This is a genomic window from Bradyrhizobium sp. DOA9 (assembly GCF_000617845.2).
Classification (GTDB): domain Bacteria; phylum Pseudomonadota; class Alphaproteobacteria; order Rhizobiales; family Xanthobacteraceae; genus Bradyrhizobium.
On the sequence record NZ_DF820425.1, the window covers coordinates 5683324 to 5697443 of the forward strand.

At 62.8% G+C, this 14120-nt stretch carries 12 protein-coding genes and 1 tRNA gene; 9 read left to right on the forward strand and 4 right to left on the reverse strand.

The features are described 5' to 3' along the window. Positions 1 to 3 precede the first annotated feature (3 nt). A complete protein-coding gene (locus BDOA9_RS26785) occupies positions 4 to 1044 on the forward strand; it encodes a Gfo/Idh/MocA family protein (protein WP_025037025.1) in 1041 nt (346 codons plus the stop codon). Here the strand turns inward: BDOA9_RS26785 and BDOA9_RS26790 are convergent. Continuing rightward, positions 1028 to 2689, reverse strand: coding sequence for a hypothetical protein (locus BDOA9_RS26790; RefSeq protein ID WP_025037026.1), 1662 nt, complete (start codon positions 2687 to 2689; stop codon positions 1028 to 1030). The two genes, BDOA9_RS26785 and BDOA9_RS26790, sit on opposite strands and share 17 nt — an antisense overlap. A gap of 168 nt (positions 2690 to 2857) precedes the next feature. On the opposite strand from BDOA9_RS26790, the gene BDOA9_RS26795 reads away from it, so the two are divergent. From BDOA9_RS26795 to BDOA9_RS26805, 3 genes are all read left to right on the forward strand, one after another. Then, positions 2858 to 3364 carry a hypothetical protein gene (locus tag BDOA9_RS26795; protein WP_025037027.1) on the forward strand — a complete coding sequence of 169 codons (507 nt, stop codon included), beginning with the start codon at positions 2858 to 2860 and terminating at the stop codon, positions 3362 to 3364. 8 nt (positions 3365 to 3372) lie between these two features. Continuing rightward, on the forward strand, positions 3373 to 3879 hold the full coding sequence (locus tag BDOA9_RS26800; protein WP_025037028.1) for a hypothetical protein: 507 nt from the start codon (positions 3373 to 3375) through the stop codon (positions 3877 to 3879). A gap of 140 nt (positions 3880 to 4019) precedes the next feature. Continuing rightward, positions 4020 to 4775, forward strand: a complete 756-nt coding sequence (locus BDOA9_RS26805; RefSeq protein ID WP_025037029.1) for a glycosyltransferase family 2 protein — start codon at positions 4020 to 4022, stop codon at positions 4773 to 4775. Positions 4776 to 4870: 95 nt separating this feature from the next. Here the strand turns inward: BDOA9_RS26805 and BDOA9_RS26810 are convergent. Continuing rightward, positions 4871 to 4946 (reverse strand) — tRNA-Trp (locus BDOA9_RS26810). A 149-nt stretch (positions 4947 to 5095) separates the two neighbouring features. Here BDOA9_RS26810 and BDOA9_RS26815 point away from each other — a divergent pair. After that, positions 5096 to 6331, forward strand: coding sequence for a serine hydrolase domain-containing protein (locus tag BDOA9_RS26815; protein ID WP_025037030.1), 1236 nt, complete (start codon positions 5096 to 5098; stop codon positions 6329 to 6331). Positions 6332 to 6485: 154 nt separating this feature from the next. Here BDOA9_RS26815 and BDOA9_RS26820 read toward each other — a convergent pair whose 3' ends face one another. Both BDOA9_RS26820 and BDOA9_RS26825 read right to left on the reverse strand, forming a co-directional pair. After that, positions 6486 to 7253, reverse strand: a complete 768-nt coding sequence (locus BDOA9_RS26820) for an SDR family NAD(P)-dependent oxidoreductase (RefSeq protein ID WP_025037031.1) — start codon at positions 7251 to 7253, stop codon at positions 6486 to 6488. Positions 7254 to 7372: 119 nt separating this feature from the next. Next, complete coding sequence (locus BDOA9_RS26825; RefSeq protein ID WP_025037032.1) at positions 7373 to 8071, reverse strand: histidine phosphatase family protein; 699 nt, start codon at positions 8069 to 8071, stop codon at positions 7373 to 7375. 134 nt (positions 8072 to 8205) lie between these two features. Here BDOA9_RS26825 and BDOA9_RS26830 point away from each other — a divergent pair, with 134 nt between their 5' ends. From BDOA9_RS26830 to BDOA9_RS26845, 4 genes are all read left to right on the forward strand, one after another. Next, on the forward strand, positions 8206 to 8991 hold the full coding sequence (locus BDOA9_RS26830) for an SDR family NAD(P)-dependent oxidoreductase (protein WP_025037033.1): 786 nt from the start codon (positions 8206 to 8208) through the stop codon (positions 8989 to 8991). A 627-nt stretch (positions 8992 to 9618) separates the two neighbouring features. Next, positions 9619 to 10869 carry a tyrosine-type recombinase/integrase gene (locus tag BDOA9_RS26835; protein WP_025037034.1) on the forward strand — a complete coding sequence of 417 codons (1251 nt, stop codon included), beginning with the start codon at positions 9619 to 9621 and terminating at the stop codon, positions 10867 to 10869. 746 nt (positions 10870 to 11615) lie between these two features. Continuing rightward, positions 11616 to 11861, forward strand: a complete 246-nt coding sequence (locus tag BDOA9_RS26840) for a hypothetical protein (RefSeq protein WP_025037035.1) — start codon at positions 11616 to 11618, stop codon at positions 11859 to 11861. Between the two features lie 146 nt (positions 11862 to 12007). Continuing rightward, positions 12008 to 14092, forward strand: coding sequence for an AAA family ATPase (locus BDOA9_RS26845; protein WP_025037036.1), 2085 nt, complete (start codon positions 12008 to 12010; stop codon positions 14090 to 14092). The last annotated feature ends 28 nt before the right edge of the window (positions 14093 to 14120 follow it).

The following is a 14120-nucleotide window of genomic DNA, read 5'->3' on the forward strand; positions in this document are numbered from 1 at the left end:
CCAGTGAGGCCAGGCATTGGCATCATCGGAACGGGGATGGTCGGCCAGATGTGCCACCTCGCCAATTTCGCCGCCAATCCCGCCTGCCGCGTCGTCGCCATTGCCGATCTCCGGCCGGATCTCGCCGCCGCCGCAGCGCAGAAGTTCGGCATCCCGCGGGTCTACGGCACGCATCGGGAGCTGCTCGCGGACGCCGCGGTGTCCGCCGTCGTGGTCGTGACGAAGCGGCGGGCCACCGGTCCGATCGTGCTGGACGCGTTGAACAGCGGCCGCCATGTGCTGTCGGAAAAGCCGATGGCCTACACCACGGCTCAGGCGAATTTGCTGGTCGAAGCGGCGCGGGAACGAAATCTCGTCTACAGCATCGGCTACATGAAGCGTCACGATGCCGGCGTGGCACGCGCGCTCGAGGTGCTGACGCGCTTGCGCAACGACGGATCGCTCGGACGCATCGTCCGCGCCAAAGGCTGGTGCTTCGGCGGCGACACCGGCCGGTCGCGCGACAATTTCGTGATGACCGGCGAAACACGACCGGACGGGATCGAACTCTGGCAGGACGGTCCCGATTGGATGCCGGGCGAGATGCGTGCCGGCTACGACAACTTTCTGAACGTCTTCAGCCATATCATCAATCTGGCGCGCTACCTGCTCGGATCGTCGCCAACGGTCGCCGACAGCTCCGTCGAGACTTCGGGAGCGGCGCGTATCACCCTCGACTTCGACGGCATCGCTTGTGCACTGGATCTCGTGAACGGATCCGAAGGCGCCTGGCGCGAGGGACTGACGATCGATTTCGAGCGCGGGGCGGTGACCCTGACATTGCCTCCGCCCTTTGCCGAGCAGGAGGCGGAGGTCATCGTCGAGCACGACGGTCAAAGCACGCATCTAGCGGGTGAGGAGAGCTGGGCATTCCGGCGCCAGGCCGACGCCTTCGTTTGCGATATCGCCCAGGGACGCGCTCCCCTGGCATCCGGCGAGGGCTCGATGACCGACATCGCGCTTGCAGAGACCGTCTGGAAGCGTCTGGCTAGCGGCCAGGCGTGACACTCTTGCCCGCGCCGTCGAGCGGCAGGATGCCGGCGATCGGGCCGAGCTTGATCGTGACCTCTGCAAGTTGGGCCAGCAATTCCGCAACATCGCAGCGCGCCAGCAACCGGCACGCGTAGTACTTGCCCGCCAGAATGTGGTTCGGCGCGGCTCCCGGCCCCGGCTGCAGCGAGATGGTTGCCTGCGGCCCCGTCGGATCGAAATGACGGAACGCACTTCCCGGAGCCTTCCGCGCCTCGTCCATCCCACGGAGGATGTCGGGCCGCTCGGCACGCAGGGCAAATCCGAAGAACGGCTGGTTGCCCCAGGCAAGGCGGAGCATGCCCGTGACTTCGGCGAGACCGAAAGCCACATGCCGCGACGGATAGTCGACGAAGCCGTCATCGAGCGCATAGACCGTCGCCGCCGGCTGGGGCCGGCTGGCAAGGTCGCGCGCCAAGGCCTGCTGTTTCAGGGTTCTCGCCTGCATGAAGACGTAGTCGCTCCACAGCATGCCGATCGACACGATCAGGCCGACCCCGAATATCGCAGCAAAGGCGGCGCCGGGGCCGGTCCGTCGTTCGGCCTGTCGCTTGAACGCCAGCAGTGTCAGCGCGAGCGGCACGCCGAACATCAGCAGGTGACGGCTCTCGTAGAAATGAGTCGAAGACGGGCGCAGGCCGGCGATCAGATAGGGCGAGGACAATGCGAGGAACAAGACCACGGCGAGTACGAGCGGCACTGCGATCGTGCGTCTGGACGCGGTCGTCTTCGCGTCCAAACGCAGCAGCAAGAATACGATTCCGACGAGGACTGCAGCCGCGACGAAGAGCGCCGGGACCTGAATCGCGGCGCGGATCGCGTGCGTGAGGACATCCCTGTAGCTGGTGGCGAAGAACGCCGACCACCCCCGCACCAGCTCGCCGAGCGTCGGAAAATGGGCGTCATAGTGCTGTGCGTAGACACCGATCCGCTTGAACCAGATATTGAGCGTGCCCCAATAGACCAGCGGAAGCATCACCAATTCCGGATAGCGCAGGACGCAGCGCCAGGCCGCCAGCCAAGTCCGCCGAACGAAGCCATGCGCCGCATCCCCGCTCCGCCATATCGCGACGAACAGGCCGAACATCACGACGGCATACAGCACGATCGTCGAGTTGAGCGCGAAGCTCAACAGGAACACCAGCGCAGCCAGCATACGCAGCAGCACGCGCCGCAGGCCGAAGGCGCTGAAGGCGAGCGTCAACAGCCACGCACCGATGAACAATAGGCCAAAGCTGAAGACGTAGACCGCGTTGGCCTTGCCCGCCCACAGCTGATACCCGGGATAGGTCCAGACGATCAGGGCGAAGCCGACCGCTTCGGCGCGGTCGAGCAGATCGAGCCTTATCGCCGTCAGCATCAGACACACCGCGCCGAAAACGATTCCAGCGAGCGCCAGCGATACCATCACGACGACCGGGGCGCCGGTCCAGTTCGCGAACGTGTCGTAGCTGTAGAAGATCGGATGGCCGGCGCCATTCAGCAGGAAACCGATGTCGATGAAATAGTCCGGACGCGGCTTGAGCACCAGCCAGTCGTCCATGAAGAGGCCGTCATTGAGGAGCATCGGCGCATGCGCAACCAGCAACACGACGATCAGGATGGCTAGCGCTCGCAGCAACGGCGGCAAGCTCGGAGGGGAAAGGGAGGACATCGTCGGCGAGGATTCGCACGCCCACGTGGCGACCGCAAGGCCGGGGCGCCGGGGCTCCCTTGACCGCAAAAATGCGACCTCCTATAGACGTTGCTCTGGCTGGGCCTTCAGAGGCGTCCGGGACGACTTTCCACGATGAACATGCTCCCCGGCCCGGCGCAGGCCGCTGCGATTGGTCTCAGCATCACCTTTCCATTGCTGTTGCTGTGCTACGCGCGCGTCGCCGCCACCGGCGGATCCGGTCGCCGCTTCCGGCTGGGCTGCGTCACGGTCATCGCGCTCTACGCGATCGCCTGCATCGCGCTTCCAGGGCAACGCCAGCTCGCGGACGTGCTCGGCGGTCTCCTGCTGTTGGGGACAGCGTTGATGTTTTGCTACATCCTGTTCAGCCTGCTGGCGTGGGGCTTTACGCTGACGCTGCTCACGGCCCTCGTCCAGGCCGAACGTCCCCTCACCCTGGAGCAATGGGCCGAGGCGTACATGCAGGGCGGAGATCTCGGCACGTTCACGCACAACCGCCTGAAGCTCCTGGTCGGCGCGGGCATGGTGATCACGGCAGACGGCAGGCTGGCCCCGACGGCCAAGGGGGTAGCGATCGCGCATCTCGTCAAGCTCGTTCGTTTGTCGACGGGCCTTGGGTGAGCGGCACGATGTCCTTCGCCGTCGGGCTCATCGCCGTTGCCGTCTTCGCCCTGCTCGCGCCTGCCCTGCAGATCATGGCCCGCGCTCGCGCATGGCCGCTCGGCCCCGTCACCCTGCTCGCGATCGCCGCACTCGTTTCGCATGGTCTCGCCGTGGCGCTCGGAATCGTCGCGGTACCGCAATTTCAATATTGGGACGCTGCATCGATATTCGCATTTTGCGTCATGGCCTATGTTTTCGCCTTCGGTGCAGTGTACAAATCGGTGTCCCTGGAGATCCTGCTCGGCCTGGTTGACCGGCCCGGTCGGACGGCGCCGCTTTCCGAGATCATCGAAAGGCAGGTTCCAGATTTGTTCCAGGGGCGAATTGGAAGCCTGGTCGAAGGCGGCCTGGTCGAACGGGTCAGTTCAGGCTTCGTTGCGACCGCGGCGGGGCGGAATCTGGCAGGCCACGTCGGGCGGCTGCGCCGCGCCTTCGGCATCGGCGATACCAGCCTCTATGATTTTTCCGACTAGTTGCGCGGAACACACACATCGTCGGTTTCGTGCCGGTTGTGTGGACCATATCGCCGAGTCGCATTGTTCGCCCGGCGCAGATGACCTAGAGTCGCGCTGAGGGTTCACCAGTAAAGAGTGGCCGGCAACGGCAGTATCAAATGACACCTTCCAGGGCGGCAAAGAGGCTCACGATCGTCATCCCTGCTCTGAACGAGCAGGACAAGATCGCCGACACGATCGACGGCGTGCTGCCGCTCGCCCGCGAGCTGCTCGACGATTTCGAGATCTTCCTGATCGACGACGGCAGCACCGACGCCACCGGCGCGATCATGGACGAGTTCGCGGCCGGCGAGCCGCGCATCATCGTGCATCACAATGCCGAACGGCGCGGTGTCGGTGCCGGCTTCGAATATGCGCTGTCGCGCGCGAAATTCGATGCTATCACGCTCATCCCCGGCGACCACGCCTTCCAGAACGAAGGCATTGCCCGGATGTTCAAGGCGGCGGGCGCCGCCGACCTCGTCATCACCTATCGCGACAACCAGTCGGACCGTTCGGTCAACCGCTCGTTGCAGTCGCATTCGCTGCGGTTCATCCTGAACTGCCTGTTCGGCTTCTGGCTGTCCGACTACCACAGCATGATCGTCTACCCCGTGAAATGGCTGCGCCAGATCGCGGTCAAGGCCGACGGCTACGGCTACCAGATCTGTGCGCTGATCTCGCTGCTCCAGCTCGGCCTCACCCATGTCCAGGTTCCGGTGAGCCTGAACGCCGAGCTGAAGGGGTCGTCCCGCGCGCTGCGGCTGCGCACCTATTTCGAGCTCGGCGGGACCATCGTTTCGCTGCTGCGCCGCGTCCCGATCCGGCACGTCAGCCAAATGCCTGCCGACGCGGAACGCACCCCCGCACGCTAGGCGCTCGCTGGACCACCGGCACGCCCAGCGGCCGCTGGTCCTGGCGCGCGCGGCACGCCTTCCCGCCGAAATCTAGTCTAAGTGATTGATTTGACTGGCAGGAGTGGCAGGGCTCGAACCTGCGACCCCCGGTTTTGGAGACCGGTGCTCTACCAATTGAGCTACACTCCTACGAACCCGCGTCGCCTTGGGATCAGGGGCGCTTTCAAGCACAGAGAGCGGCCGGTTTGCAAGGGTGAACCGCGCCGGCTTTGCTTGTTTGTGCCGGGGGTTCTGGGCCACAGTCCATCGGCCATAACGAAAAACAATCGGGAGTGCCCATGACCGTTTCAGCGACCGCCACAGCCGCCCCGCAGGCTGCAAATGCGCCCCACACCCCAGGCTTGCCGGAAGCCCGCCCCGAGACGCTCGGGCTGTCGCGGCCGCGGCTCCAGGCCATGTCGGACGCCTTCAAGCGCGAGATCGACAAGGGAACCGTTCCCGGGGTCACCGTGCTGGTCGCGAGGCGCGGCCAGATCGGCTGGTTCGAGGCGCTCGGCAAGCAGAGCCCGGCGGGCGCGGCGCCGATGGCGCGCGACTCGATCTTCCGCATCTTCTCGATGACCAAGCCGATCGTCTCGGTCGGCATCATGGCGCTGGTCGAGGACGGTTACCTCCTGCTCAGCGACGCCGTCGCAAAATTCATCCCGGAGTTTGCGAACCAGCAGGTCGGCGTCGTCAAGGACGGCAAGCTGGAGCTGGTGCCGCCGACGCGGCCCATGACCGTGCAGGACCTGCTCCGCCACACCTCCGGCCTTACCTACGAGCACCAGGGCGACGGCCCCGTGCACAAGCTCTACCAGGATTCCCGCGTCCGCAGCCGCAAGATCACCAATGCCGAGCATGCCGCGCTGGTGGCGAGCTTCCCGCTGGTCTGCCAGCCCGGCGCGGAGTTCAACTACAGCCGTTCCACCGATATTCTGGGCCGCATCATCGAGGTCGTCAGCGACAAATCGCTCGGCACATTCCTCACCGAGCGCGTGCTTGCGCCGCTCCGGATGGCCGAGACCGGCTTCGCGACCAGCGAGGCCAATGCCGGCCGCCTCGCCGAGCCGTTCGCGGCCGATCCCTGGACCGGCGACAAGGTCGCGCTGTTCAACATGCTGGAGCAGCCGGTAATGGAATCCGGCGGCGGCGGCCTGGTCTCGACAACGCTGGACTATGCCCGCTTCTGCCTGATGCTGCGCAACGGCGGCACGCTCGACGGCAACAGGATCATCGGCCGCAAGACGCTGGAGCTGATGGCCTCCGATCACCTCGCTCCCGGTGTTGCGGTCAACGGCACGCTGCTATCGCCCGGCCACGGCTTCGGCCTCGGCTTTGCCGTGCGCCGCGAGGCCGGCATCGCGCCCTTCCCCGGCAGCGTCGGCCAGTATTTCTGGAGCGGCATTGCCGGCACGTTCTTCTGGATCGATCCCAAGGAGGACCTGTTCGCAGTGTTCATGAGCCAGGGGCCGGGACAGCGCGATTACACGCGGACCTTGGTGCGCGATCTGGTGTACGCGGCGGTGGAGTGAGGTCGACGCTCTCGTGCCCCGGACGCGCTGCAACGCCTCTTGCGTTGCTGCGCAGAGCCGGGGCCCATGTCTCAACGATCTCGCTCCTGGCTTTCTGCGTCCCGGCTCTGCGGAGCAGCACTTCGTGCTGCACCGCGTCCGGGACACGAGACCATCAACTGATCGTCGCGCCGCCGTCGATCACCATGGTCTGGCCGGTCATGAAGTCGCCGGCCTTCGAGCCCAGGAACACGGCCGCGCCCGCGATCTCGTCGGGGATGCCGATGCGCAGCAGCGGCGAGCGCGAGGTCGAGGCTTTCAGGTTCTCCGGATTGTCCCACAGCGCCTTGGCGAAATCGGTCTTGATCAGGCCGGGCGCGATGCAGTTCACGCGGATGTTGTGCGGGCCGTATTCGCAGGCGAGGTTGCGCGCGAGCTGCATGTCGGCGGCTTTCGAGATGGCGTAGGCACCGAGGATGGTCGAGCCCTTGAGGCCACCGATCGAGGACACGATGATGATCGAGCCGTCCTTGCGCTCGATCATCTGCGGCACCACCATCGAGATCAGCCAATTGTTGGCGACGATGTTGTTGTCGAGGATCTTCCTGAACTGATCGTCGGAGATGCCGGCGAGCGGACCGTAATACGGATTCGACGCCGCATTGCAGACCAGCACGTCGATCTTGCCGAAGGCGCGGTTGCTCTCGTCGACGAGGTTTTGCAGGTTCTCCTTCGAGGAGATGTTGGCGGCGACCGCGACCGCGGTGCCCTTGCCGAATTTGTCGTTGATGCCCTTCGCCACCTGCTCGCACACGTCGGCCTTGCGCGAGGAGATCACCACCTTGGCGCCGTGCTCGGCCATGCGCTCGGCGATCGCGAGCCCGATGCCGCGCGTCGACCCGGTGATGACGGCGACTTTCCCCTTCATGTCGAACAAGGTCATGTTTCTCTCCCAGATTGAGTCTTATCTTCAACGTCATTCCGGGGCGATGCGAAGCATCGAACCCGGAATCTCGAGATTCCGGGTCTGGTCCTTCGGACCATCCCGGAATGACGGCTTACTCAGGCCAGCTTCTTGACTTCCGGTCCCGCCGGCTGGTGCATCGCCGCGTGCGCGGGATCGGCGATCCACGGCTGCTGATTGACCATCGGCAGCCGCCACAGCGTGCGCTCGGGACTTGCGAAATGATCGAGCCGCGTCACCGACACATTGTCGATATCGAATGCGAGCCCCTGCTCCGGCCGGTCGCCGAGCGCAAGACCGACCGCCGCCTTGATGGTGCCGCCATGCGCGACCGCGATGACGTCCTGCCCGGCCGCCTCGCTGTTGATCCGCTCGATGGTGCGGCGCGTGCGGTTGTAGAGGTCCATGAAGCTTTCACCGCCCGGCGCGGGCTCGTTGATGTCGGCGAACCAGCTCGCACCGACGGGACGGCTGGCGATGAACTGGGCCCGGTTCATGCCCTGCCAGCGGCCGAGGTTCTGCTCGGCGAGATCTGCCTCCCGCTTCATCGCGGCCGGCCTTGGAAAACCTGCGGCCCAGATCGCCTCGGCGGTCTGATGGGTGCGCATCAGATTGCTCGAATACCAGACCGCCTCGCGTGGCAGCACCTTGGCAACAGCATTGAACACATAGGTATCGCTGGTGTCGCAGGCGATGTCGCTCTGACCGTAGATGTTGCCGCCGTCGTTGCGCACCGGCGCGTGACGGACCCACCACCACCGCGTGATGACCACATTCGGCTTGTCTGCACCTGCCATCGAAACCCTTCCATCCCGTCTGATGTCGCTGTACGTGAGTAGCGAACGTGTCTCAAGACACTTTGCCGTTTGAAATCTTGTTTGAAATTCCGTCGCACGGCAAGCGTCGTGCGCGAGCAAAAAGGGAGAAACGCATGGGCCGCCTGCAAGGCAAATCCGTCATCATCACCGGCGCCGGCAGCGGCATCGGCCGTGCGGCTGCGCTGCTGTTCACCAAAGAAGGCGGCAAGCTGATCGCGGTCGATCGCACCGAGGCGGTGAAGGAGACGGTCGAGGAGATCAAGAAGGCCGGCGGCGTCGCGGAAGCGATGGTTGCAGATGCCGGCTCCGAAAAGGACGTCATCGCCGTCATCGACAAAGCGGTGAAGACGCACGGCCGGCTCGACGTGATCTGGGCCAACGCGGGCGTCTCCGGCGGACTCGTTCCGCTCGCGGAGCAGACCGTCGAGCACTGGCAGGAGATTCTGCGCGTCAATCTGATCGGACCGTTCCTCGCGGTGAAATACGCCATGCCGCACATGGTCAAGCAGCAGTCCGGCGCGATCGTGCTGACCGCCTCTGTTGCCGGCCTCAAGGCCGGCGCGAGCGGGCATCCCTACGCCGCGAGCAAGGCCGGCGTGATCAGCCTGGTGCAGACCACGGCGTATTCGCTCACCGGCACCGGCGTGCGCATCAACGCGGTCTGCCCCGGCCTGATCGAAACAGGCATGACCAAGCCGATCTTCGACCGCGCCAAGGAGCGCGGCACCCAGGACAAGATCGGCCAGCTCAACCCTCTCAAGCGCCCCGGCCAGCCGCATGAGCTCGCGGCGATGGGACTGTTCCTGGCGAGCGACGAGGCCTCGTATGTCAACGGCCAGGCGTTCCCGGTGGACGGCGGCTTGACGGCATCGATGCCGTATACGGGCAAGCCGGTTTAGTTCGCACCCGTGTCCCGGACGCGCTGCAGCGTTCTTACGCTGCTGCGCAGAGCCGGGACCCAGCACGCCGCAGGGTTCGCTGCGACATGGGCCCCGGCTCCGCAGCGCATCGCTGAAGGAGCGCTGCGCTGCGTCCGGCGCACGAGAGCGGAATTTTTTGCGCAACTGTTTCCCCGTCGTCATTGCGAGCGCAGCGAAGCAATCCAGAGTCTCTCCGCGGAAAGATTCTGGATTGCTTCGCTGCGCTCGCAATGACGTGGTAGCAGCATCGCTGTTCAATTCGCATTTGCCATTCGCAGACACACTTCCACATCCTCGCGGCGCATCTCGCCCGAGCTTTGTCTGGTGGCTTCGCCCCCAATGGAAAAGGGCGCAGGGAAGACCGGGTGCCGGCCGGGCACCCACGGTCCACTGTGCGAAAGGTGGCAACAAGAATTTGCACAGCGGCATACAGGTGAAGCCAAACATCCGGCCTTCCCTGCGCAGGGGAAAATAAATATGCGCGTGGAATTGTAGGGAGCTGCATGGAAACCCTATCTCGTTGATCTGACGAAACTTATTGCCATACGATGCCATGGCACTTACTCCGCATTCCTACCCACCATTGGGACAAAACCGGGGACACACATGGCACGCAAGGTTCGTAACAGCGCCCTCGAAAGCCGCAGCGCTCGTCTGAAATTGCAGGTTCGCCGCAAGCCTTATCCTGGCTCGTCGCTCGCTCGCGGCGTCTCGTTGCTCTATCGGCGCAATCGAAAGACTGGCGCTTGGATTGTAAAAGCCAGCGATGGTCACGGAGCGTACTGGACGAAGCGGATCGCTGATGCCGATGACTTCGCCGATGCAAATGGCAAAGATGTTCTAACGTTCTTCCAAGCGCAGGACGCAGCGAAGCAACTCGCACGCGGCGATGGCGATGGCTTGAGCGCCGCACCGATCACCGTCCATGAAGCGCTGAACGACTACAAGCGCGATCTCGAAGCTCGCAGTGCGAACCCCTACAACGCTGACAGCCCGCGCGTGCATTTGACTGCGGCACTGCTGGCGAAGCCAGTGCAACTCCTCACTACCTCCGAGTTGCGTAGATGGCGGGATGGCCTGCTCGGCCAGATTAAGCCTGCCACCATCAATCGCCTCGCTCGGTGCTTGTGCGCCGCGCTGGAACAGGCAAGGCAACACGACGAGCGAATTCAAAACCGGCAATCGTGGGAAGTTGGCCTCGCCAGCCTTCCGGATGCGCAGGAAGCCCGCAACGTGATCCTTACCGATCAAGAAGCCCGCGACTTTGTCGCTCGCGCTTATGCGCTTGACGACAAGCTCGGATTATTGACTGAAACATTGGCGGTGACCGGCGCGCGGCCGAGCCAAGCCGTTCGTTTGCGTGTCGGCGATCTCGATGCTCATCCGGTCCGGCCGAAACTTTCTATGCCGAAATCAGGCAAGGGTGGTGGCCGCAACCGTGCAAAGAAAAAGCATGAGCGGTACAGCGTACCGATTACAACGGCGCTCGCGACCAAGCTGAAAGAAGCGGCCAAGGGCCGCGCGGCCGATGCACCGTTGCTCGTGCAGAGCGATGGAACTCAATGGGGCGACAACCCCGGCCAGCGTTACCATCGTCAGATCGACAAGGTCGTGATCGCAATCGGCCGTGATCCGGCTGAAGTGACGACTTACGCTTTGCGACATTCGAGCATCGTGCGCGCGCTCTTGCTCAACGTGCCGATCAGGTTGGTCGCATCGCTTCACAATACGAGCGTTGCGATGATCGAGCGCACCTATTCGAAGTACATCACCGAACACAGCGACGAAATTTCGCGCAGGGCACTACTGCAATATGAGCCATCTGTCGGTGACAACATCGTGGCGCTCGCGAGTTGACGAGGGCTTTCTGTGCAATTCCTTTGCAAGCGAGGTCGCGACGGGAACGCTCCGCGACGTGCCGTAGCCGGGCATAGCCATCGATTATCCAAAGCCAATTTTCGTCTTAACTATCAAGAGGTTCATTGGATAAGACGACCTCTTTGGTGCATGCCATTTCGACTACACTAGTGGGTTGCTCGACTCACATTTGGTCACGAGCTAATTCTACTTCCGGCGTCGGTGAAGGAACGGTTTCACTGCCGACCGAGCAGCGGCCCGCGATCTGGTCAACTAAGAGGACAGAGCCAGCATGACCAAGCGATCTGCCTCCCGGTCGGCGTCTCAATGGCTCGCGACTAGAGCGCCGACCAATCTGTCCGCATGCATTGACGTTGCCTCTTTTGATGATGTTGGCACCCTACCACCACCGATTGACACAGCCCCCTCGAACATTGGTGCGACGAAAGCGCCAGAAAGTAGACGTTGGCAGGTCAACCACACCAAGAGTGCGCTGCTCGCAGAGTTTCCCGAAGGGGTGCCGCCCGAAATTTCCAACAAGGCCGTCCTGCGCCGTATCGAACCAACATTTAAGAGGAAGGGGCTGAAGCCGCCTTCCATCGACACAATAGCCCGTGCTCGTGGCCGTCGAAAGCAGCCCTGATACGCAAATACGCAAACACGCATTTGCGTATTTGCGTGCTCGCTTACGAGCCCACGCGAATTCATTGTTGTCCACATTGCTTCTCAAGCCATGGAGGACACGAATGGCCCGCCCTGAAGTTACCGGCCGAAAAGCGCATCCGCACCATCAGTTCAATATGCTCGACCCCGATGCATTTAGCATTGGCGAGTTCTGCTCGCGTCACCGCATCAGCCCGCAGCTCTTCTACAAACTGAAACCTCAGGGCCTGATGCCCGCCACGTTCAAGGTCGGCAATCGCGTGCTGATCTCGCGCGAGAGTGCGGCGGCTTGGCGTCGCGCTCGTGAGGCCGCCAATACTGCTGCGTAGAGGCAGAAAAGGCGGCCCGCCACAGGCCGCCCCTTCATCATCATCATCATCTGCTTACCGGAATACAGAATGCTTCGTTTCATACCAGCGCGTGCGCACGCGCGCAAGCTGACCATGCTCTCCTCTCAACATGGAGATCGTCGGTCATGAACTCGCCGATCCAAGCTCTACAGCCCAACTTGATCGACATCAACGCTCATCTGCACGCACTGTTTCACCCAGGGTTCACGCACTCTTATCCTAACTCATATATCCAAATCGCGTACGGCCCCCCCAGCACCGGCAACGTCAATCAAGCTCAGATCTGGTCCGCCCATGACCTGAAGGGCGCGGCTGAATTTGCTGCCAAGAAGAATGCCGATGGCTTCAATGTTTACGTCAGCCCCGCGTTGTTGCAGTTCGACGGCGAGCCGCCGCCGAAGCGGGTGAAGGACGATCGATACCTGACCTCTGCCTTCGCGTGGGTTGAGTTTGATGGCGAGGGCGACGCTGAGCGCATCAATAACATTCTTAAGGAAAAGCAGATCCTCCCAGCGCTGATCGTGAAGACCGGCTCTACGCCCCATCTGCGCATGCACATCTATTTCAAGGTTGATGGCATTCGCGATGCCGAGCAGCAGAAGCAAGTCAACAAGGCGATGCAGAACCTACTTGGGACCGACACCGTCATCGACGCTTGCCGCGTGATGCGGCTCGCTGGCACGGTCAACTACCCGACAAAGAAAAAGTCCGCCGAGCGTGGCTACATTGCAGAAGTGACCACGTTTCGCAAAGTGTCTGACGCGCTGACTTATCGCGTCGAACAATTGCTTGCGCTCGCGCCTGACGACGATCTCCGCCATTTTGCCGATTACAGCACGTGGTTGGAGGAGAACATCGGCCTGCGGATCGGCAAGAGCGACGATGACGTGATTGCCATGCTCCAAGCGAGCAAGGTCGCTGGGCAGTGGCACACCAACATGCGCAACGCAATTGCCTCGATGGTTGGGAAGCGGTGGCCCGAGATGGCTATTAAAGCCATGTGTTCACCGTTTTCTGAGGGCGGCTTCGACGACAAGGACGTCGCGAAGTTGATTGACAGCGCCGTCCAGAAATACGGCGCGGCCGAGAACGAGCGCGAAACCGCGCCAGTGCAGGAGATGCCGAAGCCCAAAGCGTCGAGCGCGCTGGCGCTGACCTATTATGACGAGTTGTGCGACGCTCCGAGGAAGTTCTGGATCATGAAGCGCGTCCTTGCCCGCGGCGAAACCTCGAACTGGTTCGGGCCGCCCGGTGTCGGCAAGTCGGTGCTGATGACCGATCTGGCATTCCATGTCGCGTGGGGACGCGATTGGCGCGGCTACCGGTCGAAGGAACGTTGCGGCGTGGTGTACATCGCGCTGGAGCGTGGCGCCTTGGTTAAGCGTCGTCTGTCGGCCTACAAGCGCAAGCACGAGGCGCCCGACCTGCCAATAGCCGTCGCGTCCAATGTTGTCGATCTGAAGAACAAGGCATGCGTCAAGCTGATCGTTGACACGATCCGCGAAGCGGAAGCCCGCTTTGGCGTGAAGGTCGGTTTGATCGTGATCGACACGATCAGCAAGGGGATTGCGGCTGGTGGTGGCGATGAGGACAAAGCAAAAGACGTGAACATCGTTCTTGCTAACCTGCGTCGCGTCGAGGAGCTGACGAACGTTCACATTGCGTGCGTCGGTCACACCGGCAAGGACGAGGGCCGTGGTCATCGTGGCTCCAACGCCAACCTTGGCGACGTGGACTTGATGGTTCAGATCAGCGGCGATGGCGCGATCAAGACCGCCAAAGTCATCAAGATCAATGACGGCACGGAGGGGCCGCTCACGCATTACAAGATTGACAGCGCGCTGCTCAGCACCGACGAAGATGGCGACGCCATCACGACCGCAATCATCTCGGATGACGCAGCCGAGGCCACGCAAGATGTGAACGCTAAGAAAGGCCTGAACAGAGCCCAAAGCCGCGCCATAGAGCTGCTGACCCGCTGCATCAATGAAATCGGGCGCCCCCCACCGACATCTCAGGAGTTCCCGCGGAACGTTCGGGTCGTGACGCTGGAGGAGTGGCATGCAGCGTGTGAGCGCGGCGGCCTGTCGTCGGCCAAAGAAAAAGCGGACCGGGATCGCGCCTTCCGGCGCGCCAAGGATGACTTGCAGACGTTCAAGCGGATCGCCTGCCTCGATGGGTTGGTCTGGCTGGTGCGCGATGACGGCTGAGCCACAGCGGACAAACGGACAGAAACGG

Bases quoted from the DNA above. Each gene is read 5' to 3' on its own strand.
- BDOA9_RS26795 (WP_025037027.1), top strand. From the start codon at position 2,858: ATGAACATGCTCCCCGGCCCGGCGCAGGCCGCTGCGATTGGTCTCAGC.
- BDOA9_RS26800 (WP_025037028.1), top strand. From the start codon at position 3,373: ATGTCCTTCGCCGTCGGGCTCATCGCCGTTGCCGTCTTCGCCCTGCTC.
- BDOA9_RS26805 (WP_025037029.1), top strand. From the start codon at position 4,020: ATGACACCTTCCAGGGCGGCAAAGAGGCTCACGATCGTCATCCCTGCT.
- BDOA9_RS26815 (WP_025037030.1), top strand. From the start codon at position 5,096: ATGACCGTTTCAGCGACCGCCACAGCCGCCCCGCAGGCTGCAAATGCG.
- BDOA9_RS26820 (WP_025037031.1), bottom strand. From the start codon at position 7,253: ATGACCTTGTTCGACATGAAGGGGAAAGTCGCCGTCATCACCGGGTCG.
- BDOA9_RS26825 (WP_025037032.1), bottom strand. From the start codon at position 8,071: ATGGCAGGTGCAGACAAGCCGAATGTGGTCATCACGCGGTGGTGGTGG.
- BDOA9_RS26830 (WP_025037033.1), top strand. From the start codon at position 8,206: ATGGGCCGCCTGCAAGGCAAATCCGTCATCATCACCGGCGCCGGCAGC.
- BDOA9_RS26835 (WP_025037034.1), top strand. From the start codon at position 9,619: ATGGCACGCAAGGTTCGTAACAGCGCCCTCGAAAGCCGCAGCGCTCGT.
- BDOA9_RS26840 (WP_025037035.1), top strand. From the start codon at position 11,616: ATGGCCCGCCCTGAAGTTACCGGCCGAAAAGCGCATCCGCACCATCAG.
- BDOA9_RS26845 (WP_025037036.1), top strand. From the start codon at position 12,008: ATGAACTCGCCGATCCAAGCTCTACAGCCCAACTTGATCGACATCAAC.